Origin of the sequence: Marinococcus halotolerans DSM 16375 (assembly GCF_000420725.1) — a bacterium.
Classification (GTDB): domain Bacteria; phylum Bacillota; class Bacilli; order Bacillales; family Marinococcaceae; genus Marinococcus; species Marinococcus halotolerans.
In genome coordinates this window covers 1-17,700 of the sequence record NZ_ATVM01000001.1, presented here as the reverse complement: position 1 = coordinate 17,700, position 17,700 = coordinate 1, and the positions used below count along the sequence as shown (strand labels likewise).

The window sequence follows — 17,700 nt, the reverse complement described above, 5'->3', positions numbered from 1 at the left end:
GTCGCTATTATAAGTATAAAGACTCTCATATGAAAAATACAGCTTCATTTTAGCTGTATTTTTATCATACATTATACACAAAGGGGATAGTCTCATGAGAAGAACACCTTGGTTAGGTTTTATTGGAGCAGGTATAGTTGTTTTAACTGGATGCGGAGCTGAAGATGTGGACAGCGAAGCCCCCGAAGCTAACGAAGAAACTACCTCTGAAAACGATAAAGCGGAGGAAGGATCAGAAGAAAATTCTACTGCCAATGAGCAGAACTCTGAAGAAGATTCAAAAGATGAATCAGCAGAAGAATCCTCTTCCATTTTTGACTTTTCTGGCTTAGGTCAAGCGGAAATTATCAAACACGGCACCGGTGAAGCGATAGGAAACACTATGTCGATTGGGCCTATGGAATTTTCGGTGAATCACGTGGCTCTTATTGAGCTGGAAACGTCTCAAGAAGCCAAGGATTATTATTTAGACGAACCAGCTGATCAAGTAAAACTGCTGGCAGTAGATGTGGAGGCGACAAACACCACAGAGGATGATGTCTCCTTTTATCCGGGTTCGTATTTGACTACGGATTCCGGCGAACAGTTGGAAAGCGACATGATGTTCAGTACTTGGCTTGGGGACGATTTCCTTGGAGACGTCAGCATGGGAGGGACAATGTATTACGTACTGAGTGATGCTGAAGCAGAGGTTTCAGAAGTCACTTACATTATTGATGCTCCGTATGATTATGATGACATGGACGACCTTGCCGAAGAAGAGCGCTATACATTTCCATTAGAAGAAGGTTCCGGAAATTTGACTCAAGACGATTTGGAAGTGGATACTTGGTAAAAGTCGATTAAGCGGGTGTTTTCAGCCCGCTTTTTTTGTTACTTCTCTCATGGGGTAACAACAATTAAACTTCCGCCATCAACTTTCGATTTCATGAAATTTTTTATTATTTACTGTCTTCTATATAACAGAAACAAAAAAGCGCCCTCTCAGCTTGAGGGCGCTTCAAAATCTCTTAATAAATTGTCATACGATTTGTTTACTTCTCCGTCCGTGACGTCCTGGACGGTGAGGACGAGACGTTTTCTTTCCGTGGGCTGTTCCTGCTTCAAATAGTCCATGCCAATGTCCCACAGCCATCCCGGCACGTTTTCTTCCTTTAAACTGGCTTCGGCTGCCATCGCCGAGGTGGTCACCTGGACGAGCAGCACCAGTTCTTCGTCCCGGTACACTTCAACTGATTCTCCGGCAAAATGGGTCGGACGTACGCGGTAGCCTTTCAGTCCCTCCTGGGAAAAATCCGGTTCCTGTGCCATAGTTATCCTCCTTTTATCCGATTACGATTGCTCCTGGAGCGCACTGCTTCCTTCAAGCTCGATGCTTTCCTGATCCACCCGGGTAATATACACCTGGCCGCCAAACTGAAACCCTTCCCGGGTGTAAAAATACAGATCCAGTGCAGGCGAGGCACTGTTGAAGGCCTGGTGGAAAAATTCCTCGTTTTCGCAGTCTGTAATGGAGACGGTCCAGCGCTCGAGCGGCCCGTCTCCAGCCTGCAGCTGTCCATCATTTACATGGATAACTTCATTTGTGGAGATTGTTTTAACAGATTCAAGTGCTAATGTCGGCATCGCGTCCTCCTGGGTGTTGTTATTTCTTTTAGCTTCATTCTTTAAAAAAGGCGGCTTGTTCAAAATCTCCTGTTGGGTGCATTAATTTCTATTCGTCCACCTGCCGTTTATATTCTTCATAAAGCTCGCGGCCTTCTTTTGTAATCTTAATGCCGCTGTAAACCGCCTGATCTTTCTCTCCGGAGGCGTCGTCATACGTCACGTATCCGTGCTCCGCAAGCTCCTGAAAACGGTCCTGCTCGATTTCATCTACCGGCGACCACTCGGCTCCGATCTCCCCGCGCTCGACTCTTCCAGCGAGCTGGGCCATCGCTTCTTTTCTCGGACTCATGGCTTTCTCTCCTTTCCCAATCATTGAGCATCTTTTCACAGCTATAATCCCCGAATTCACGCGTATTAAACGTTCATCCGGCTGCCAGCTTCCCAACATGCAAAAACAGGCGCCAGCTTCAGCTGACACCCGTTTTCTAGTTCTTCTTTATATTTGCACCAGTTCATCGAGGCCGTCGAGATGACAGTGCTTCTTCTCGCTGCCTTCAATATTTTTAAATTTAACGAGTCCCTGGTACTCTGCTTCTTCGGTTTTGATCCGAATGCTGATGCTGTTTCGGTTCGTAAACTCCTCGGAAAATTCCTGCTCTGCATTGTAAATGACTATCGTCCAGGCGCTTTCCCCGATCCGCTCCGGACCGGACGTTTCCAGATACAAATACGCAGAATCAAATCGCAGCTCCGATTCGTCGAGTACAATTTCGTTGATTTCCTGAGTTTCCTGTTTCATTTTTGTCGCCCCTTCACTCTAATAGGTGCTGCACATGCCGGCAGAATCCCCGGCTTCTTTTTACCCTATTACACCCGGACGGTGATTTGAAACCTCGGAAAAGAAGCGCCCGGGTAGAAGCCCAGGGTCATTCCTTCCATTTGTGAATAACATAAAAAGCGACTGCCGGGGTCGGAAACTGCGTTAATCCCCACAGGCCCCATGTCCATTTTGCTTTTCCCTGCTTTTCTGCTTCCCGGTAAAGCCACCAGGCCTGCAGAAGCAGCAGCGGGACCAGCAGCCAGGCGGTATTTCTTCTCTTTTTCATCATCATCTTCCTCTCTGACAAAGACTGGGAGGTACTTTGTTCATTATACTACGTCAGCGCTTTCAAAAGCCTTCCGCCTGACAAAAAAAACGGACTTTTCTGAAGAAAGTCCGGTACGCACCTAAGTAATAAATAAAACGCCCGCCTGCTCCGGCATAAGCGAATCGTTTTTACATATTGTCTTTGTTTTTCCACTGTTCATTTAAAACCGGCAGGTCGCTTACCACAGATATGATTCGTTCATTTTCCCGAAAATCCCGTATGCCTTTCAGCAGGTCCTCTTCGGTGTTAAAAATATGCTTTTCCCTGTCCGGAAACTTTTCCTTAATGTCTTCTTCTGTCCCTACGAAAACTTCATTTCCTTCTTCATCAATCACATAAGAAAATTGAGAGATAGCGCATGCTCCTTTCAACTCCTGTTCCGCCCAAAGCATAACACTCCCACTTCCCGATGTATAGGAAATATATGGTGCCCGGTATGCTCAGCACACATCCCCTGTTAAAACTACAAAAATTCGTCCTTTGAATAAGTGTATATAAAAAAAGAAACATGAATCGATTTAGAAACACATCAAACGACACACTTAGTTTTTATACATCAATTCAACATGTATATAAAATAATACAAAGAGGTGCCGTGCATTTCCGGACACCCCTTGATTTATTGCCAGCCAAAATATGATTAATATAAAATATATGTGTTTCCATGGAGCGTCATTGTTTCCTGGTCAAACGGCATATAGATCCGGTCGTACTTAGGGGAAAACGAGCTGTCATCAAGCGCATGTACGTCAAACACAAATCCTTCATCGGTCTCCCAGGTTAAACAGTGCAACAGACTCCCCTCATCGCTTAACAGCACCTGAACATAACGAACATGGCGGTTGACATACACGGTAGCCATCGCTTATCCCCCTCTCTTTTATAATACTTCAATTTCAAGTAATAAAGTACTATTATTTTTCAAATTAAGGAATTTATTTTCTGATGCTTTTTAACCTGGGCGACCCGTGTTCCCACTGTATATTTTTTTGTTGTTTTTGTGCATCAATACACTGTTTTCTTTTTTATTAAAAACACTACGCTTAAAAAATAAAAAAAACAGCCCGGGTTGTTTTCCGGACTGTTTATGTCGATTTTATTCTTCAATATAAGGAAGCAGTGCCTGTTTAAATAATATCGACGCCTGTTCTTCACTGAATACAGCACCTGTTTCCGTTTCCCATCTGCAGGAGTTTAAGTCCTTCAGGTAAGCACTGCGCGGCCTGACGTCGCTGACGTTATAGGCAGAGTCATTAATACGAATTTTAAAGCTCATTTCCAAAAAGCCTTTACGGGTGAAAATCTCCCCGGACTCAATGATCAGCTCGGAAACGCCGTAAAAATATTTTACATGCTTGTTGCTTTTTACCTTTTCCACTTTTAAGTCTGACCGGCCGTTGATGGTCCCCATCAATTCATCGAACATGCCTGTCAGCTGCTCGGAGCAGGCACGTATGCTTTCCATCTGCTTTTCTTCTTCCACGGTGGACGCCTGTTTTTTATTCTGGCGGGCCGTGCTTGATAATTGATGAATCCAATTGTCCATGTAAGACCCCTCCTTTTATCGCAGGAATTTCATTTTACTGTTTACGTCATCGTCAAGCGGCGCATAGGCCCCTTCGATGTAGTTCCACTTGATGAGAAATTTTGACCGGACGAATTTTTTCTCGCGCTGCGTCTGCAGCAGCTTTTCTCCGTCTTCATCTTCATCGAACTCAGCTTCTATTTCGTGTTCGATCCATATGCCCATCTCATCGATGGAATCGATTTTTACGATAATAAATTTTTCCATCGTTTTAGGCGCCAAAATTAATTGCAGTACTTTATCTTCTTTGGCTATATCTGCAAGAGCAATTCTAACATTTTTTCCTATAGAATTTCGAAATGACATATTTACCTCCTGGGGAAACTTTTTTTACTCTGCTGTTTAGTACCCGGACCCTTCGAATTCTTTCAGAAGATCTTCATAGGAGGTAATCAATTTCCCGTTTTCAAGATCTGCTTCTGTAATCACCATCCGCTGGCGCTCGCCGGGATCATTTTTCTCCAGATAGCCGACGCCGGTGTCCCACAGCCAGTGCAGCAGGTTGTCCCTGTCCGGCCGGTGCGGTGAATTTACTGCCTCATCGGTCATCTGGATAAGCAGGGCCAGCCCGTCGAAATCCAGTATCTCGATGGAATGCGCAGCGTTCAGGGCATTTGGAAAAAACGGACGGTATTCCGGGTGTTCATAATACGTGTCCATACAAGTCGTTCCTCCTCTGCGTCCGACGTATTCATTGAAAAAGCACCCCGTCCGGGATGCTTTATTAGTACTTGCTAATTTTCCCCTGGCCTTTAATGATTATATTTCCTTCCGAGTCTTCATCGCCTGCTTTCGACGCCCTGCCTTTTCCTTCGTACTCCACCAGGCTGTTATCCTTAATGCGGAACTCATTGCCCTGATCGGAGAACAGCTCCATGCCGCCGGTGAAATTAATTAATTCCGCCTGCCATGTATTGTCGTTTTCGATAGTCAATATGCCGCTTTCTATCGGGATTTCTCCCCGTTTATCGACCGTTATAAATTGGAATTCCAGTTTCTCCATTACCAGAGTCCTCCTCCACATGCTGTGCGGCAGTGCAGCTTCCGTCTGCCGTTCTTTCTATTCTCGTCTTTCCCCGTTCTGACCGGGTTAAAAACCAGGATCCTCGTTTTTTATGAATGAAACTACAGTTTTTTTGCCCAGACGATTGTATCGTGCACAGCTTTGGCCTCATGCCGCAATTCGTTGCTTTTTTTCATCCGGTCAATTCTGACCAGTACGGTAGCAGCATGCAGCTTTCCTTCAAACCGCTCCGACAGCTCGTCTGCCACCTTCAGCTCATGAGATTTTCCCCGGTCCTTCAGATAATCAATAATCAGCCTGTCCAGCTGCTTTTTCTGCTTTTTATTCACGGCGATCCCTCCTTTAACGTACGCATCATGGTCGTTAATCCCTTTTACCCGCTTTTACTGCGGTCGTAATCCTTTTTCTGCTTCGCTTTAAGATATTTTTCAGTTAACATAATTATATTATGCATTAAACGAAAAGCGTCTCTTCCCAGAGACGCTGCCGGCTTTTACAATCTTTTCACTAGTGCTACTACCTCTGTAGTCGCCGCGTTTTCCCCAAACATTGTATACTCTATATCAATCACCCGGAATTTTTCGTCCGGTTCGAGGGCTATAGTTTCACCGATGCGGGGGATAAAGCTTGTTTTCTGTTCTTTTCTGATCTCGTTTTCTCCCTGTACAGCGAGTTTCACGGTTGCTTCACTCATGCTGAAAGCTCCTTTCTTTTTACGGCCCGGGGATTATTGCCCCAGCCATTCACGTGCCTCTATCTTTTCTGTCTGCCCGAAGTGCTTTGTTTCGATTCCAGGCATAAGCTTACTGAAGGTTTCCACTGCTTTCATGCCTTTTTCATCACTGACAATTGCCATTTTTTGAAATTCATTTATGCGTCTCAGCCATTTCAGATCCTCTACAATCGCCTGGGGCGTCATGCCCTTCCAGTCGCCCGCCACCGCAAGCAGATTAATCGGAGTTTCGTCCTGCTTCACAGAATGAAACCACTTCCGGAATGTTTCATAATCCTCTTCTGTCAGCTTTCCGCTGATTTCAATCTCGATTATACGATCTGTTTCTGCCGAGGTAACGCTCAGCATGTTTAAACACCTCCCGGAAAAGTCTACTGGTGTAATTCCCGGCAGTCACCTGTCTTAATCGGTCAATGTGGAATTTTCAGCTCCCGGAAAACAGGAAAATGCATATAATAACTAGAAGTAAACGAGTGGAAACACAATTATTTCTTTAGGAGGCAAATCATGCATACCATGGACGTTATTTTAGTTGCCGTAGATGGTTCCGAGGAAGCCGATTACGCGTTTGAAACTGCTCTTCCGATTGCTAAAGCCCAGGGGTCGCAGCTTGTGATCACCCAGGTGATCAACCGTAATGCCTACCGGCCGATGAGCAATTACGATTCCACCGTTATCAGTAATGTAGAGGATGATGCACGCCAGCTGCTTGATAAATATAAAAAGCAGGCAGAAGAGTTTGGCATCACGGACGTGGTGGCTGACATCGAATACGGATCGCCAAAAACAGCCATTCCACGCGATCTTGTGCCAAAATACAACGTCGATTTAATTGTCACGGGTGCGACTGGCTTAAATGCCGTCGAGAAGATTTTTCTTGGCAGCGTGTCCGAGCACATTACAAAAAATGCCGACTGCAGCGTGATGGTCGTACGGTTATAGTCCGGTAAACATGATAAAACCCCGGGGCCTGAAAGAGGCTTCCGGGGAAATTCACATCATTACAGACGGCATATTTCGCTCGAGCAGAGGTTGTGCAGCGGGCAGTTGCACAGCTCTCGCAGATAAAGCATGTCGTGAATAACAATGCGGCCGTTCTCATAGGAGAGGACGCCGGCCTTTTTCCACTCATTCAGGCAGCGGTTCACACCCTCTCTCGACAATCCGATGTATTCCCCGAGATCGGCGTTCGTGAGCTTCAGCTGCAGTACGGTCCCATTCTCCGTACCGGCGCCGTACGTGGTGCTGAGCCGGATCAGCGTTGAAGCGAGGGCGCCGTTTTTCCCGTACAGCAGCAGATCCCGGAATTTCGACTGTTCCTTTAACGTATTGCTGCCCATCCACTGCATCATTTTCAGGGAAAAGGTGCCGGACTCTTTAATCAATGCTTCGATTTGTGTTTTTTTAATAGCGCCGACCAGGCTGTCGGTGGCGACTTTCGCGGAAAAATCATGGCGCACCGCGTTCAGATTGCCGTATTCACCGGCCAGATCTCCGCTCCCGAGCAGCGTGATCGTCAGTTCCTTGCCGTCGCTTGTGCTTTTTTGAATTTTCACGGTTCCGTTGTAGAGAAAATAGAAATAATCAGAAGGGTCTCCTTCTAAATACAGGTACGTGCCGGCCCGTTTGTGCACCGGCTGCGTGCGCGCCTGGAAACGGTCAAATTCTTCAGGTGACAGCATACTCGCAAAAGATCCGCCCGGTTTCTCGTGCACTGGAAGACTTTGAAGGGGCCTGCTCATTATTTCCATCTCCTTCGATAGTATTACCATGATACTATCAAAGGGTATTTTTAAAAAATATAAGGGAAAACCCTTAATTATTTTTTCCTGCTTTTTTAACACTTCGTGGTTAATCCTCTGGGCAGGAGTTCCCGAAGCGCCTGATTGTATGAATGCCTAACCATGCATAAGAAGGTGACTGTATGATTTCGATTGTATTAATAAGCAGACGCCCGATTTACCGCAAAGCGCTAAGAACACTGCTCGACGAAGCGCCTGACTGTACCGTCGTTAAGGAAGCAGCTGAGTGGCCTTCTGCAGATGCTTTTCCGTCCGGCAGTCCGCGGACCGTCTGTATCGTTGATGCCGGCACGTTGTCGCTGGTTCCGGCGATCGCGAGCCGTCCCCTGCTTCCGGCCGTGTTTTTAGTCTCCGGAGAGGAAACGCCCGCATTTCTGCAGCAGGTATACGAACGAGCGGCCACCGGGTGCCTGCTGCACACCGATCCCCTGGACGATTTATACGGGGCCATCCGGGCCTCCGCCCGGCACACCCGCTACGCCTCTGCTTCCTTCCAGGCCTTAATGCAGGCCCAAAGCCTCCCGTCTGCCGGCCAAAGCCCGAGGCGGCTGTCCCCGCGGGAGTGGGAGGTGCTTTATTATATAACGCTTGGCTACGCCAATAAAGAAATTGCCGATACGCTCGTGATCAGTGTTAAAACCGTGGAGGCCCACCGCACCAATTTAATGGAAAAGCTCGCAATGAAAACCCGCAAGGAGCTCGTGGAGTACGCCTATCAAACCGGGCTGATTCATTCCAGAAAATAGCCCTACTGCTCTCTATGCTCGAGCGGCTGGCGCACCACCAGCACGTCACAGATCGCCCGGTGGGCAATTCCCTCCGCCACACTTCCGAGCAACAGCCGCTCCGTCCTGTTCCTTCCGGACGCGCCGCTTACGATCAGGTCAATTTCGTGCTGCACGGCATATTCCTGTGGAATAATCAGCTTGGCCGCCCCGTAGAGCAGCGACGTCGTTACGTCTGCAACACCGAGACGCTCTGCTTCTGCTTTATAATCCTCCAGCATTTTCCGGTCATCGTCCTCGATCGTTTTCAGAATATGGGCGTTCAGGGAGGTGGAATACAGCAGATACGAATTAAATACGTGCACAATAAACAGTTCCGCCCCCGTCTGCAGCGCAAGCTGGACGCCTTTTTCAAATGCGAGCCCCGCCTCCTCAGAGCCGTCCACGGCTATCAGAATTTTTTTATAGGCACCGGCGTCTTCCTTCCGGACGATGAGCACGTCCTCCCTGGCCCGGCGGAGGATGCCGCTCGACACGCTCCCCATCACCAGTTTTTCCACGGTACCCATCCCGGAGGCCCCGGTCACGATCAGGTCAGCCGCAAACTCCGGGGCGAGCTCCTTTGGAACCATTGACTTAGGAGCACCGGAGCGCAGCACCGTCTCCACCTTCGTCACTCCCCCGCTTTCGGCTTCGGCTGTAAACTGCTGCAGCATCGCCTCGTTCGTTTTTTTCGTTTCCTCCCAGGCGGACGGCACGTAATACTGAAACGCGCTGAAATCCCGTTCGTTCACTACATGCGCAAAAACAAGCGTAGCCTCAAAACGGCCGGCAAGCATGACAGCGGTCCGGGCTGCCCGTTTTGCTTCCTCAGAACGGTCCACTGCAGCAAGAATGGTTTTATACATATCGCATCTCCTCTGTACGTTTATTTTCTGTTATGTTTCCTGCCTTCAGGACAGCGGCAGATCCGCTTCCGAAAAATAGTACGTCACCATGCCGCCCCGGTACGTCCGGTATACCGTCTCAAACGGCGGAACCCGTTCAATTCCGACAATTTTAAACGTCCGGTTCCCCACCGTCACAGCGTCCGCAAGCGCAAGCTCAATATTTAAAAGATCCACGCTCGCACTCTTTCGGACGTTTTCCCTCGTGCCGATGTAGAGTACCTCCTCCCGCCGGTACGGCTCGTCAAAAATGTACACAAACCGTATATACTCTTCTTCTCCTGCCTCTTCCGTGCTTTCTCCGGCATATCCGTAGTGATGCTTCTGCATATTCAAGCAGTCCTCCTTTATTACTTGGGCGCTTTGAGAACGTTCTCATTTTTGCGGGCCATATCTACATCACCCGGAAGGTCCACGTGCCGGACCACCTTTTCGCGTTCGCCTCCCCGGCCGGAAGGGCTGCTTTTGTCGTTAAGTAATAGTATTTCCGGAAGACGTGCAGCGTCCATTCCTCAAGGGTAAACAACGTCACTCCGTCCTCCGGGAGCCTGCTGATGAAAGACAGCCCGTAAAAGTACCGCTTCATCTGCGCCGAGGCCTGCAGGGACGGGGTGTCGAGTGCAATAAAGGCGGCGTGGTTCAGCGTGCCGGGAAGCGCGCGCTCTGTCATCAGCGAGTATTCCTGCCACTCATACGTATGAAAGTAATACACGTAAAAGGGAAGCAGGCAGGCGATTTCTGTATTGCCGTCCGCTTTGTCATTTAATTCCGGCAGCGTACGCGGCACTTCTCCATACTCATTCAGCATTTCCTTCCAGACAATCTGCTTTAATCGATCCGTCATACCGAAACTCCTTTGTGCTTTATTTTCACAGCCCATCCAGGCTGTACCAGTTTTCATTTACAGCTCCTTGTGAGCACAGTATAAATAAAAAAGTCCCGGTTGGATGTGAGGTTCCTCACACGCAGCGAAGAAAAAATGAGCTAAACTATAGATACCATCAAAAAGCCAGAAGGGACTGATTGCAATGACGCTGCACTATGAACGTATTCTCGTCGCTCTCGACGGTTCGGATGAGGCGGAATACGCTCTTCAAAAAGGCATCGAAACCGCCCTCACCTACGAAAGCGCACTTGCATTCTGCTACATTATCGATTATCACAACATCCGCGAGCTCCGCCAGGAATCGCCGGATCTGTTAAGCGCGTCGGAGCGTATCGGCACCGACATTTTAAACCGGGCCAAACAAAGCGCCGAGGACCAGGGCGTAAAACAGGTGCTGACGTTTTTAAAGGAAGGCCCTCCCAAAGCGTTAATCCCCGGCGAAATCGCCCATGAGTTCGGAGCCGACCTAATTCTCTCCGGCGGCTCCGGGGCCGGGACGTTTGAAAAACGGATTTTTGGAAGCGTTGCCGCAAGCATCGTCCGCCACGCCTCCTGCGACGTCTGGATTGTTAAAAACGAAGAGCCGCCGGCGCCCTACCGTTCTGTACTGATCGCTGTGGACGGCTCCGAGGTGTCCACCAGCGCTTTGTATGCCGGACTCGACATCGCCAAACGGGAGAAAAGCCGGGTGCAGGTCGTATACGTGCTGAATACGCCGTTTATTTCCTCGGCCGAATACCATACCGAGGATATTATCGAGATGTACCGGGAACGCGGCAAGGAGCTGCTTGAGGAATACCGGAATTTAAGCGCTGCGGAAAATATATCGGCGATTGATTTTTCCGTCGAATACGGAGCGCCGAAGATTGTGATTCCGACCGAGGCAGCCAAAAAATTCGAAGCGGATCTGATTGTGGTCGGCTCCTCCGGGATGGGACGCGCCGAGCGCCTGTTTCTTGGCAGCGTCTCGGAGAGTCTCGTACGCCGGGCTTCCTGCGACGTGCTGATTATCCGAAACGACTATCTCCCGAAATAACATTGATGCCGCCCCCTGTGCTGCAAAGGCGCAGAGGGCTTTTTTACTGCCATTTCATCGCATAGGCAATACCAGATGTGTAGTTTTTATTGCAGTTATATTCTGCTTTGCACAGATCACGAAATACACTGCCGGGTTGGTTATTTTCTTTTTACATGCTTTCTTGTACACTGTTATTAATACTAATAACCGATACTTTTTTCACACATTACGTCCATCTATTTCCTGACTACGTGCCAACCAATTATGCAGCGGGGTGATTCTATTGAAAAAACCAGTCAGGCTTTTGTCCTCCGCCCTGGCGCTCACGCTCTTTCTGTCGGCATGCAGCGAAGAGTCCGGCCAGGAAAGCGGCGGTGACGCCACGGAGGAACAGACGAGCGAACAAGCCTCAGAGGATGAAAACACCGAAGACACAGACGACCAGGCAGAAGATAATAACGAAGACGCTGCGGACGGGGAAGCCTCCGACAGTGAAAGCGGCGAAACGGCCGAGGAAGACCAGCAGGAGAACACGTCGAAGGAGGAAAACTCCAGTGAAGCTGAACAAACGTCTACCGGAGATTCCTCTGACGACAGCGACAGCACCGAAGAAGAAGCCCCGGCAGACACCTCGTCCGACTCTAATGCTGAAGACACCAACGCGACAGTAACCAACGTCGTCGACGGTGATACGATTGATGTGGACTATGAAGGCGGCGAGGAGCGCATTCGTCTCATTCTTGTCGACACTCCTGAGACCAAGCATCCGCAGATGGGCGTGCAGCCGTTCGGCCCGGAGGCTACAGAATTTACGACAAGCGAGCTGGCCGGTGAAGATGTGCGGCTCGAGCTTGGTGTCGAGGAACGCGACTATTACGGCCGGCTGCTTGCCTACGTATTTGTTGACGGGGAAAACTTCAATCAGCAGCTGATCGAGGAAGGACTCGCCCGGGTAGCTGTCTATCCGCCGAACACGGAGTACCTCGACGAATTTGAAGCCGCCGAGGAAGAAGCCCGGTCGGCCGGCATCGGCATCTGGTCGCTCGATGATTATGTGACCGACGACGGCTACGTGGAGCAGGACGAGGAACCGGAGGAGTCCTCCGGGGATTCCGGTTCTACGGAAGACGCTGATTCCTCTGAGAGCGACGACGTGTATTATGAAAACTGCGACGCTGCCCGCGAAGCCGGGGCTGCCCCGGTCCGCGAAGGCGACCCGGGCTACGGCGGCCACCTCGACCGTGACGGGGACGGCGTCGGCTGCGAAACGTAAATAGAATAAAAATAAAAGCAGGCCCCGGCTGCGTACGCCGGGCCTGCTTTCTATTCGCGGGAGGCTGACTTACCCCTGTGGCACTACCTCCACATAGTTTTCATGGGTCGTAATATACGTGCCGGAAATAAGTTCAAACAGATCCGAGCGCTCCTCCATCGGCACGCGCCGCTCAATCGTAAACGCCTCTCCCTCGGTGGCTTTTCCCGCAACCGCTTCGCTGTCCCAGGACGGTTCGCTGCGGTAATTCACCTGGCTCGCGACCACCCGGAGCAGGTCTCCCTTTCCGCCGACGTTGGTGAGCGGATCTGCTGTGTTGTCGACGACGCGCCGTGCCCCGACGTAGCGGGACTGCCAGTAGTCGCGCGTCGAATCGGCGAACGCCACCCCGGTGGAGCCCTGGGCCCCTAAAAACGTCTGGCCGTCCACGTAGAAGCCGACGTGGGTCACTTCGTTATGGTTCAGATCCTCCGAGCGGGTGTCCTTCCAGAACAGCAGATCACCGGTGCGGAGATCTTCCTCCGCAACCTCAGTCCCTGTCTCCGACTGGCTGGCTGCGGTCCGCGGGATGATCTCCCCGGTAACATACTCAACCACGTAGCGGACAAAGCCGCTGCAGTCAAAGGTGTCCGTGCCGTCGCCGCCGAATTCATACGGCGTGCCGAGATGATCCTCCCCGTACGTAATCAGCTGATGCCCCAATGTGTGTGCCAATGCTCATCATCCTTTCCTGAAGCGAATAGGTGCCGGCTTGTTGCCGCCCTACCCAGTAAAGGAACCCGGGCCTCCTTTTTTACAACCATCCGCCGGAAATTTTTTCATCGATAAAAAAAGCACCCGCCCGCAGGCAGATGCTCGCTGTTAAATAAAGTTGACGCTGACGCTTGTTACTTTTTTGCATTCCACTTCGGTGTTGAACCATTCGCTGAATACCTCGGACATTTTCAAATCCTGCTTTTTGCCCTTTTTCAGCTTTTCAATAATTTCATCCACGCTCGGGGTCTCGTTGGACTTCGGCACAATCAGCCGGTCCCCGTCTTCGATGAAAAAGATAATAGATGTGTACATAACGATCCCTCCCAAATTTATAGCACCGCCATCTATTTTACATATAATCAGGCCAAACGACCACCAATTAAGAAAAAATGGCGCTGCCGCGCTCAGATTTGTCCCGCCCGGTGCCGCTCCCAGCTGCACGCAAACACCTCCCCCGCTTCCCACAGGTCGCTTTCATGATGCCATCCCGAGCGGACCGGCGTGAATTTAACGTAGTACCAATGCGGTCCCAGATGGTGATTCTGAAGCACCACCACCCCCCACTGCTGTCTCGCCTCGCTGAAGACCCGCGTGCCTGGTTCGTAATACACACTAACCGCCCCTTTGCATTTTCATTTTAAGCTGTACGTTCAAAAGGCAGGCTGCAGGCGTATTTGACAACCCCCTCCGCTATTTTCCTGTGGTACAATAGGCTTAATAAATCACGGAAGGCGGGAGATGATGGCTTCCATTATTGCCGCTTTGATTGTCATTTACCTCGGGTGGACAGCGTACGCGAAAAAGAAAAAGCAGGGCTGAGCCTGGAGTGTCAGCAATGGACCGGCCTGATCTTTCCAGGAGGGATGCTTTGTGAGCGTTTTTCTGATTAGTGTCGATTTAATCAACAACACCAAAACCAGCAACTACGATGATCTGCTTGATCTGATCACCCACTTATCCGAGCACGACAACGCCAGGCAGGTTACCCGAAACGTCATCGTGTTTGAAAGCAACCGGGAGACAGCAGAAATCAGAAAGGCCGCAGATGCTTTTTTAAGAAGCTTAAAAATCAGCGGCGAAATTGCTAAATATCATTTCGTTTTAAGCAAGGTCAGTGAACTCGAATTCAAATCGAAAGAGGAGCATTTCTTAAAAATGATTAAACAGACGAACCAGGTATAGGTTCATTTGGATAGAAAGCTTATCCAGGGGGGAGTTTCATGCAGAAAAAAAGGAAATGGCCACGTCTGCCCGGCCTGCGGTCAGATGCCAGATGGAAGCTTATGCTGGCCACGCTCGTTTACGCCCTGGTTCTTGTTGGCGTTATCACTCTGGTATTCAGGGGGGCACCAGCAGATAACGCAGCGGAAAACGTGCGCAGTGAAGATGCTGCTGCCGAAACAGAGGTAAAAAGCTGCAGCGACTTCGAAGACGATCAGGAGCTGTACGACTACTGGACGGAAAACAGCTTCAGCTCTGAAAATGATCCGAGCGATCTTGATGCGAATGGGGACGGGGTGCCCTGTGCGGTACTGTCCGAAGACATGGAAGGCGAATTCACCGCCTATGAAAAAGAACAGACCGGGGGAGCTTCTGAAGCAGAAATCCCCTCCTACACCCTGCACGAAGGCGAAAGCAGCAGCTACGAAGATGGCGTTTATTTAGATTATTATGTGATCCCGGACGCAGCTCCCACGTCGATTGATGAAACGGATATCGACACGATCAGCGATGAAGTGATCATGAATGCCAAAGAAAAAGAGCCCTTTCACCTGCTGACCATCAATTTTGTCGACGCCGAAGAGGCGATGGACTACGGCAGCTATGTTTACGGAAAAACGGATTATTTCCCGAACGGCGAAATCGAAACCGCGGAAAATTATGAACCCGGTGATTACAGCGACCATGAGATCAACACGGTATACGGCTCCATCAACAATAAAGGCCTGCCGAAGCAGCAGGACAACTACCCGACCGAAAAACAGCTGGATATGTATTTTTACTGGGCGGGCCCCGCGTACGATGAAAGTCTCGATTCAAAAAGCAGCCCCGTGGAAGCGACTGCTGATAAATTCGGCGTTTCCGGCGAAAAGGTCGAGCAGGCTATTCAAAAAGCCAGCAACCGTTAACGGCTCCATTGGGCAGCCGCCGGCAGGTTTTTAATATTTTTGACATTATTTATACCAAATGACTCATTAATGAACATTATTCATCCGATAAAGTGCTTATGGGATGAATATGTCATCCCGCTCCTGAGACTGGCCCCGTGTTCCCCGCGGGGCCTTTTTTTATTCAGCAAAATAGTCTCAATTCTTAAAAAGGGACTATTGCCTCGTGATTTTTATATGAAAGCGCTTTAATATAAAACATGTACCGCTTTCCCAGATCGTCTCCCTGGTGGAAGGAAATGATGCTAGTTTGCAAAGGTATATTCCCTCAGCTTGCCCTGCGTGCGCGCAGGGTCTTTTTATGCAAAAAAGGAAGCCGGCTTATAGTCATTTACTTCAGTAAATAGCTTTGGAAGGTGTAGGCAAGGATCTTGTCCAAATCATTCTGCTCCAGCTCTTTCCCATCCGCTGCATCAATGCTCCACGTGCCTTCCTCTGTTAAATATAGCGCTTCAAACGGCTTTTCTCCGCCTGCAATTTCTGTGTTGTGCCGGTTCGTTTCGAAAACAATCCTCGCGGTGTATTCGCCGGTTGGCTTCCTGTCAAATACAACACGAAGGTTGGTCTCCTCCTGCCCGGCACTGGTATTGTCTTCGTTACCATATTCATATATTACAGACGCTCCGTCCTCCGTCCTTGTTTTATGGACAGGCACGCCGTGATCGTTTTCCAGCGTAGCACCTGAACGGTCCAGCCCAGCTTCGAGTTCTTCTATTTTTGCGGTTATTTCTTCTTTATTCATTGAAATTCCTCCCACTATTATAGTGATCACTATAGCCTTTAACCATAAGGGGGAAACCTTTATTTACTGGAAATTAAAAAGCACCCGCCCTCGTGACGGATGCTTTATTGAAGTCATGATTTTCATGTGCTGATGTCTACGTATTCCACTGTGTTCTCCCCTGCACCGTCTACTTTCCTGGCACTTATATGGCCCTCTTCAATCAGTTCATCAAAGGCTTTTTCTTCCCGCCCTTTCGATGCTTCAATGGACTGCCCTTCTTTGACTGACTTTGCCTGCTGCAGTAAATGTTCTTTCAGATCATCCATACAAAATACCTCCTTTAATTATTAAGTGAACCACACATTTGAAATAATTGATTAGAACTGCCATTCCCATATTCATAAAACATAAAACCGCTAGCATTGAGAACTTGAGTAAATTTTCTGAAATCCAATAATAAGTTTGGTCTCATTTCAGGATTTATTACATATTACTAATCCCTCAATTAATTATTAGCCAGCATAGCTGTACTGGAAAAGAAAGCTATTAATTGATATAAGTCTTTTTTTGTCCATTCATTAGGTTTATCATTGCCATGCCCTACAAGATTTCTATTCAACCCTTTTATATTCTCTCTATCAGCTACTTTTCCACGTAAAAAATTGTCTTTATATATAAAGCTGATTATCCTGGCAAATTGTTTTAAATAAGGGTGATCGGCGTACTCATCTTGAAATTTTTCCAGAAATTTATTTATTTCATTTTTTAAATCATTGCCATAAAGCTTACTGTGGTCACTATGTTCATCGATAACGTTTTTTATCCCTTTTTCTATACCGGTAACTAATAAAGGTATTACCGGACGATATGTATATTCAATTACTAATTGATATACTTCATCAATAGTTTGTTCCCACTCTAAACCGACCAAGGTTTTAATGTTTGCAAATTCCGCCGCAAGCACCTGTGAACGCTAGAATAAAGTTGACAGATTTTGCTTGATTCGATTTTACACTTTTGCTCCATCAACCTGCTCCTTTAGTAAAATAGATAATGACGTTATTTTACTGGGGGGTCAGGAACTTGGAGGAGAAATTAGTGTTATATGTCAAGATTCAGGAATTACACAAACGAAAGTTGAAAGTCACACAGATCGCTCAAGAGTTAAAGATATCCAGACCGACGGTCTATAAATATTTAGAGATGACGCTACAGGAGGCACGAGCCTTCATCGAGCAACCCCATCGAAGAACCAAGAAGTTAGACGAGCATAGCGACTGGATACGTGCCTGGCTGGAAGAAT

At 48.6% G+C, this 17,700-nt stretch carries 32 protein-coding genes; 8 read left to right on the top strand and 24 right to left on the bottom strand.

Annotated features, from left to right (window positions below; translation table 11 throughout):
• Positions 1 to 94: 94 nt before the first annotated feature.
• Complete coding sequence (locus tag G548_RS0100175) at positions 95 to 835, top strand: hypothetical protein (RefSeq protein WP_022792121.1); 741 nt, start codon at positions 95 to 97, stop codon at positions 833 to 835.
• A gap of 149 nt (positions 836 to 984) precedes the next feature.
• On the opposite strand, the gene G548_RS0100170 is transcribed toward G548_RS0100175, so the two are convergent.
• The 14 genes from G548_RS0100170 to G548_RS0100105 form a co-directional block, all read right to left on the bottom strand.
• Positions 985 to 1,311 carry a hypothetical protein gene (locus G548_RS0100170; RefSeq protein ID WP_022792120.1) on the bottom strand — a complete coding sequence of 109 codons (327 nt, stop codon included), beginning with the start codon at positions 1,309 to 1,311 and terminating at the stop codon, positions 985 to 987.
• A 21-nt stretch (positions 1,312 to 1,332) separates the two neighbouring features.
• Positions 1,333 to 1,626 carry a hypothetical protein gene (locus G548_RS0100165; RefSeq protein ID WP_156847882.1) on the bottom strand — a complete coding sequence of 98 codons (294 nt, stop codon included), beginning with the start codon at positions 1,624 to 1,626 and terminating at the stop codon, positions 1,333 to 1,335.
• An 88-nt stretch (positions 1,627 to 1,714) separates the two neighbouring features.
• Complete coding sequence (locus tag G548_RS0100160; protein WP_022792118.1) at positions 1,715 to 1,957, bottom strand: hypothetical protein; 243 nt, start codon at positions 1,955 to 1,957, stop codon at positions 1,715 to 1,717.
• 147 nt (positions 1,958 to 2,104) lie between these two features.
• Entirely contained in the window at positions 2,105 to 2,407 is a 303-nt protein-coding gene (locus G548_RS0100155) for a hypothetical protein (protein ID WP_022792117.1), read from the bottom strand.
• A gap of 127 nt (positions 2,408 to 2,534) precedes the next feature.
• Positions 2,535 to 2,714 (bottom strand): hypothetical protein, encoded by a 180-nt coding sequence (locus tag G548_RS0100150; protein ID WP_022792116.1) that lies wholly within the window; start codon positions 2,712 to 2,714, stop codon positions 2,535 to 2,537.
• A 170-nt stretch (positions 2,715 to 2,884) separates the two neighbouring features.
• Complete coding sequence (locus G548_RS0100145) at positions 2,885 to 3,148, bottom strand: hypothetical protein (protein ID WP_022792115.1); 264 nt, start codon at positions 3,146 to 3,148, stop codon at positions 2,885 to 2,887.
• 248 nt (positions 3,149 to 3,396) lie between these two features.
• Complete coding sequence (locus G548_RS0100140) at positions 3,397 to 3,618, bottom strand: hypothetical protein (protein ID WP_022792114.1); 222 nt, start codon at positions 3,616 to 3,618, stop codon at positions 3,397 to 3,399.
• A gap of 234 nt (positions 3,619 to 3,852) precedes the next feature.
• Positions 3,853 to 4,302 carry a hypothetical protein gene (locus tag G548_RS0100135; RefSeq protein WP_022792113.1) on the bottom strand — a complete coding sequence of 150 codons (450 nt, stop codon included), beginning with the start codon at positions 4,300 to 4,302 and terminating at the stop codon, positions 3,853 to 3,855.
• A 15-nt stretch (positions 4,303 to 4,317) separates the two neighbouring features.
• The gene (locus G548_RS0100130; RefSeq protein ID WP_022792112.1) at positions 4,318 to 4,647 is read right to left on the bottom strand and encodes a hypothetical protein; all 330 of its coding nucleotides are present in this window, start codon (positions 4,645 to 4,647) and stop codon (positions 4,318 to 4,320) included.
• 36 nt (positions 4,648 to 4,683) lie between these two features.
• Complete coding sequence (locus G548_RS0100125) at positions 4,684 to 5,001, bottom strand: hypothetical protein (RefSeq protein WP_022792111.1); 318 nt, start codon at positions 4,999 to 5,001, stop codon at positions 4,684 to 4,686.
• Positions 5,002 to 5,065: 64 nt separating this feature from the next.
• Positions 5,066 to 5,344 carry a hypothetical protein gene (locus G548_RS0100120; protein ID WP_022792110.1) on the bottom strand — a complete coding sequence of 93 codons (279 nt, stop codon included), beginning with the start codon at positions 5,342 to 5,344 and terminating at the stop codon, positions 5,066 to 5,068.
• Between the two features lie 122 nt (positions 5,345 to 5,466).
• Entirely contained in the window at positions 5,467 to 5,694 is a 228-nt protein-coding gene (locus tag G548_RS0100115) for a hypothetical protein (protein ID WP_022792109.1), read from the bottom strand.
• A gap of 164 nt (positions 5,695 to 5,858) precedes the next feature.
• On the bottom strand, positions 5,859 to 6,059 hold the full coding sequence (locus G548_RS0100110; protein ID WP_022792108.1) for a hypothetical protein: 201 nt from the start codon (positions 6,057 to 6,059) through the stop codon (positions 5,859 to 5,861).
• A gap of 33 nt (positions 6,060 to 6,092) precedes the next feature.
• On the bottom strand, positions 6,093 to 6,446 hold the full coding sequence (locus G548_RS0100105) for a SpoIIAA family protein (RefSeq protein ID WP_022792107.1): 354 nt from the start codon (positions 6,444 to 6,446) through the stop codon (positions 6,093 to 6,095).
• A 159-nt stretch (positions 6,447 to 6,605) separates the two neighbouring features.
• Between G548_RS0100105 and G548_RS0100100 the strand changes: the two genes are divergently transcribed.
• On the top strand, positions 6,606 to 7,040 hold the full coding sequence (locus tag G548_RS0100100) for a universal stress protein (RefSeq protein WP_022792106.1): 435 nt from the start codon (positions 6,606 to 6,608) through the stop codon (positions 7,038 to 7,040).
• Positions 7,041 to 7,099: 59 nt separating this feature from the next.
• On the opposite strand, the gene G548_RS16905 is transcribed toward G548_RS0100100, so the two are convergent.
• Complete coding sequence (locus G548_RS16905; RefSeq protein WP_022792105.1) at positions 7,100 to 7,840, bottom strand: Crp/Fnr family transcriptional regulator; 741 nt, start codon at positions 7,838 to 7,840, stop codon at positions 7,100 to 7,102.
• 182 nt (positions 7,841 to 8,022) lie between these two features.
• On the opposite strand from G548_RS16905, the gene G548_RS0100090 reads away from it, so the two are divergent.
• Positions 8,023 to 8,646, top strand: coding sequence for a response regulator transcription factor (locus G548_RS0100090; RefSeq protein WP_022792104.1), 624 nt, complete (start codon positions 8,023 to 8,025; stop codon positions 8,644 to 8,646).
• Between the two features lie 2 nt (positions 8,647 to 8,648).
• On the opposite strand, the gene G548_RS18645 is transcribed toward G548_RS0100090, so the two are convergent.
• From G548_RS18645 to G548_RS0100070, 3 genes are all read right to left on the bottom strand, one after another.
• Positions 8,649 to 9,533: a universal stress protein gene (locus G548_RS18645; RefSeq protein ID WP_051143815.1), complete on the bottom strand. Its 885-nt coding sequence runs from the start codon at positions 9,531 to 9,533 to the stop codon at positions 8,649 to 8,651.
• Positions 9,534 to 9,578: 45 nt separating this feature from the next.
• Positions 9,579 to 9,902, bottom strand: coding sequence for a hypothetical protein (locus G548_RS0100075; protein WP_022792103.1), 324 nt, complete (start codon positions 9,900 to 9,902; stop codon positions 9,579 to 9,581).
• Positions 9,903 to 9,966: 64 nt separating this feature from the next.
• Entirely contained in the window at positions 9,967 to 10,416 is a 450-nt protein-coding gene (locus G548_RS0100070) for a hypothetical protein (protein ID WP_156847878.1), read from the bottom strand.
• A 184-nt stretch (positions 10,417 to 10,600) separates the two neighbouring features.
• On the opposite strand from G548_RS0100070, the gene G548_RS18640 reads away from it, so the two are divergent.
• Together G548_RS18640 and G548_RS18635 are read left to right on the top strand one after the other, a co-directional pair.
• Positions 10,601 to 11,494 carry a universal stress protein gene (locus G548_RS18640; protein ID WP_022792101.1) on the top strand — a complete coding sequence of 298 codons (894 nt, stop codon included), beginning with the start codon at positions 10,601 to 10,603 and terminating at the stop codon, positions 11,492 to 11,494.
• Positions 11,495 to 11,759: 265 nt separating this feature from the next.
• Positions 11,760 to 12,749, top strand: coding sequence for a thermonuclease family protein (locus G548_RS18635; RefSeq protein WP_022792100.1), 990 nt, complete (start codon positions 11,760 to 11,762; stop codon positions 12,747 to 12,749).
• Between the two features lie 69 nt (positions 12,750 to 12,818).
• Here the strand turns inward: G548_RS18635 and G548_RS18630 are convergent, their stop codons facing one another.
• From G548_RS18630 to G548_RS0100040, 3 genes are all read right to left on the bottom strand, one after another.
• The gene (locus G548_RS18630; protein ID WP_022792099.1) at positions 12,819 to 13,463 is read right to left on the bottom strand and encodes a C40 family peptidase; all 645 of its coding nucleotides are present in this window, start codon (positions 13,461 to 13,463) and stop codon (positions 12,819 to 12,821) included.
• Between the two features lie 147 nt (positions 13,464 to 13,610).
• Positions 13,611 to 13,817, bottom strand: a complete 207-nt coding sequence (locus tag G548_RS0100045; protein WP_022792098.1) for a hypothetical protein — start codon at positions 13,815 to 13,817, stop codon at positions 13,611 to 13,613.
• Between the two features lie 92 nt (positions 13,818 to 13,909).
• Positions 13,910 to 14,116 (bottom strand): hypothetical protein, encoded by a 207-nt coding sequence (locus G548_RS0100040; RefSeq protein WP_022792097.1) that lies wholly within the window; start codon positions 14,114 to 14,116, stop codon positions 13,910 to 13,912.
• A 259-nt stretch (positions 14,117 to 14,375) separates the two neighbouring features.
• Here G548_RS0100040 and G548_RS0100030 point away from each other — a divergent pair, with 259 nt between their 5' ends.
• Positions 14,376 to 14,687, top strand: coding sequence for a hypothetical protein (locus G548_RS0100030; protein ID WP_022792096.1), 312 nt, complete (start codon positions 14,376 to 14,378; stop codon positions 14,685 to 14,687).
• Positions 14,688 to 14,725: 38 nt separating this feature from the next.
• Complete coding sequence (locus tag G548_RS18625; RefSeq protein WP_027847105.1) at positions 14,726 to 15,634, top strand: hypothetical protein; 909 nt, start codon at positions 14,726 to 14,728, stop codon at positions 15,632 to 15,634.
• Positions 15,635 to 16,004: 370 nt separating this feature from the next.
• Here G548_RS18625 and G548_RS0100020 read toward each other — a convergent pair whose 3' ends face one another.
• From G548_RS0100020 to G548_RS0100010, 3 genes are all read right to left on the bottom strand, one after another.
• Positions 16,005 to 16,415, bottom strand: coding sequence for a hypothetical protein (locus tag G548_RS0100020; protein ID WP_022792094.1), 411 nt, complete (start codon positions 16,413 to 16,415; stop codon positions 16,005 to 16,007).
• A gap of 122 nt (positions 16,416 to 16,537) precedes the next feature.
• On the bottom strand, positions 16,538 to 16,723 hold the full coding sequence (locus G548_RS0100015) for a hypothetical protein (RefSeq protein ID WP_022792093.1): 186 nt from the start codon (positions 16,721 to 16,723) through the stop codon (positions 16,538 to 16,540).
• Between the two features lie 179 nt (positions 16,724 to 16,902).
• Positions 16,903 to 17,361, bottom strand: coding sequence for a hypothetical protein (locus G548_RS0100010; RefSeq protein ID WP_022792092.1), 459 nt, complete (start codon positions 17,359 to 17,361; stop codon positions 16,903 to 16,905).
• 134 nt (positions 17,362 to 17,495) lie between these two features.
• Here G548_RS0100010 and G548_RS16865 point away from each other — a divergent pair.
• On the top strand, positions 17,496 to 17,700 hold a 205-nt coding region (locus G548_RS16865), incomplete at its 3' end, for a helix-turn-helix domain-containing protein (RefSeq protein ID WP_245558578.1).

What these genes read in the sequence shown, in the direction of transcription:
- G548_RS0100175 (WP_022792121.1), top strand. Translation starts at nt 95, where the DNA reads ATGAGAAGAACACCTTGGTTAGGTTTTATTGGAGCAGGTATAGTTGTT.
- G548_RS0100170 (WP_022792120.1), bottom strand. Translation starts at nt 1,311, where the DNA reads ATGGCACAGGAACCGGATTTTTCCCAGGAGGGACTGAAAGGCTACCGC.
- G548_RS0100165 (WP_156847882.1), bottom strand. Translation starts at nt 1,626, where the DNA reads ATGCCGACATTAGCACTTGAATCTGTTAAAACAATCTCCACAAATGAA.
- G548_RS0100160 (WP_022792118.1), bottom strand. Translation starts at nt 1,957, where the DNA reads ATGAGTCCGAGAAAAGAAGCGATGGCCCAGCTCGCTGGAAGAGTCGAG.
- G548_RS0100155 (WP_022792117.1), bottom strand. Translation starts at nt 2,407, where the DNA reads ATGAAACAGGAAACTCAGGAAATCAACGAAATTGTACTCGACGAATCG.
- G548_RS0100150 (WP_022792116.1), bottom strand. Translation starts at nt 2,714, where the DNA reads ATGAAAAAGAGAAGAAATACCGCCTGGCTGCTGGTCCCGCTGCTGCTT.
- G548_RS0100145 (WP_022792115.1), bottom strand. Translation starts at nt 3,148, where the DNA reads ATGCTTTGGGCGGAACAGGAGTTGAAAGGAGCATGCGCTATCTCTCAA.
- G548_RS0100140 (WP_022792114.1), bottom strand. Translation starts at nt 3,618, where the DNA reads ATGGCTACCGTGTATGTCAACCGCCATGTTCGTTATGTTCAGGTGCTG.
- G548_RS0100135 (WP_022792113.1), bottom strand. Translation starts at nt 4,302, where the DNA reads ATGGACAATTGGATTCATCAATTATCAAGCACGGCCCGCCAGAATAAA.
- G548_RS0100130 (WP_022792112.1), bottom strand. Translation starts at nt 4,647, where the DNA reads ATGTCATTTCGAAATTCTATAGGAAAAAATGTTAGAATTGCTCTTGCA.
- G548_RS0100125 (WP_022792111.1), bottom strand. Translation starts at nt 5,001, where the DNA reads ATGGACACGTATTATGAACACCCGGAATACCGTCCGTTTTTTCCAAAT.
- G548_RS0100120 (WP_022792110.1), bottom strand. Translation starts at nt 5,344, where the DNA reads ATGGAGAAACTGGAATTCCAATTTATAACGGTCGATAAACGGGGAGAA.
- G548_RS0100110 (WP_022792108.1), bottom strand. Translation starts at nt 6,059, where the DNA reads ATGAGTGAAGCAACCGTGAAACTCGCTGTACAGGGAGAAAACGAGATC.
- G548_RS0100105 (WP_022792107.1), bottom strand. Translation starts at nt 6,446, where the DNA reads ATGCTGAGCGTTACCTCGGCAGAAACAGATCGTATAATCGAGATTGAA.
- G548_RS0100100 (WP_022792106.1), top strand. Translation starts at nt 6,606, where the DNA reads ATGCATACCATGGACGTTATTTTAGTTGCCGTAGATGGTTCCGAGGAA.
- G548_RS16905 (WP_022792105.1), bottom strand. Translation starts at nt 7,840, where the DNA reads ATGAGCAGGCCCCTTCAAAGTCTTCCAGTGCACGAGAAACCGGGCGGA.
- G548_RS0100090 (WP_022792104.1), top strand. Translation starts at nt 8,023, where the DNA reads ATGATTTCGATTGTATTAATAAGCAGACGCCCGATTTACCGCAAAGCG.
- G548_RS18645 (WP_051143815.1), bottom strand. Translation starts at nt 9,533, where the DNA reads ATGTATAAAACCATTCTTGCTGCAGTGGACCGTTCTGAGGAAGCAAAA.
- G548_RS0100075 (WP_022792103.1), bottom strand. Translation starts at nt 9,902, where the DNA reads ATGCAGAAGCATCACTACGGATATGCCGGAGAAAGCACGGAAGAGGCA.
- G548_RS0100070 (WP_156847878.1), bottom strand. Translation starts at nt 10,416, where the DNA reads ATGACGGATCGATTAAAGCAGATTGTCTGGAAGGAAATGCTGAATGAG.
- G548_RS18640 (WP_022792101.1), top strand. Translation starts at nt 10,601, where the DNA reads ATGACGCTGCACTATGAACGTATTCTCGTCGCTCTCGACGGTTCGGAT.
- G548_RS0100045 (WP_022792098.1), bottom strand. Translation starts at nt 13,817, where the DNA reads ATGTACACATCTATTATCTTTTTCATCGAAGACGGGGACCGGCTGATT.
- G548_RS18625 (WP_027847105.1), top strand. Translation starts at nt 14,726, where the DNA reads ATGCAGAAAAAAAGGAAATGGCCACGTCTGCCCGGCCTGCGGTCAGAT.
- G548_RS0100020 (WP_022792094.1), bottom strand. Translation starts at nt 16,415, where the DNA reads ATGAATAAAGAAGAAATAACCGCAAAAATAGAAGAACTCGAAGCTGGG.
- G548_RS0100015 (WP_022792093.1), bottom strand. Translation starts at nt 16,723, where the DNA reads ATGGATGATCTGAAAGAACATTTACTGCAGCAGGCAAAGTCAGTCAAA.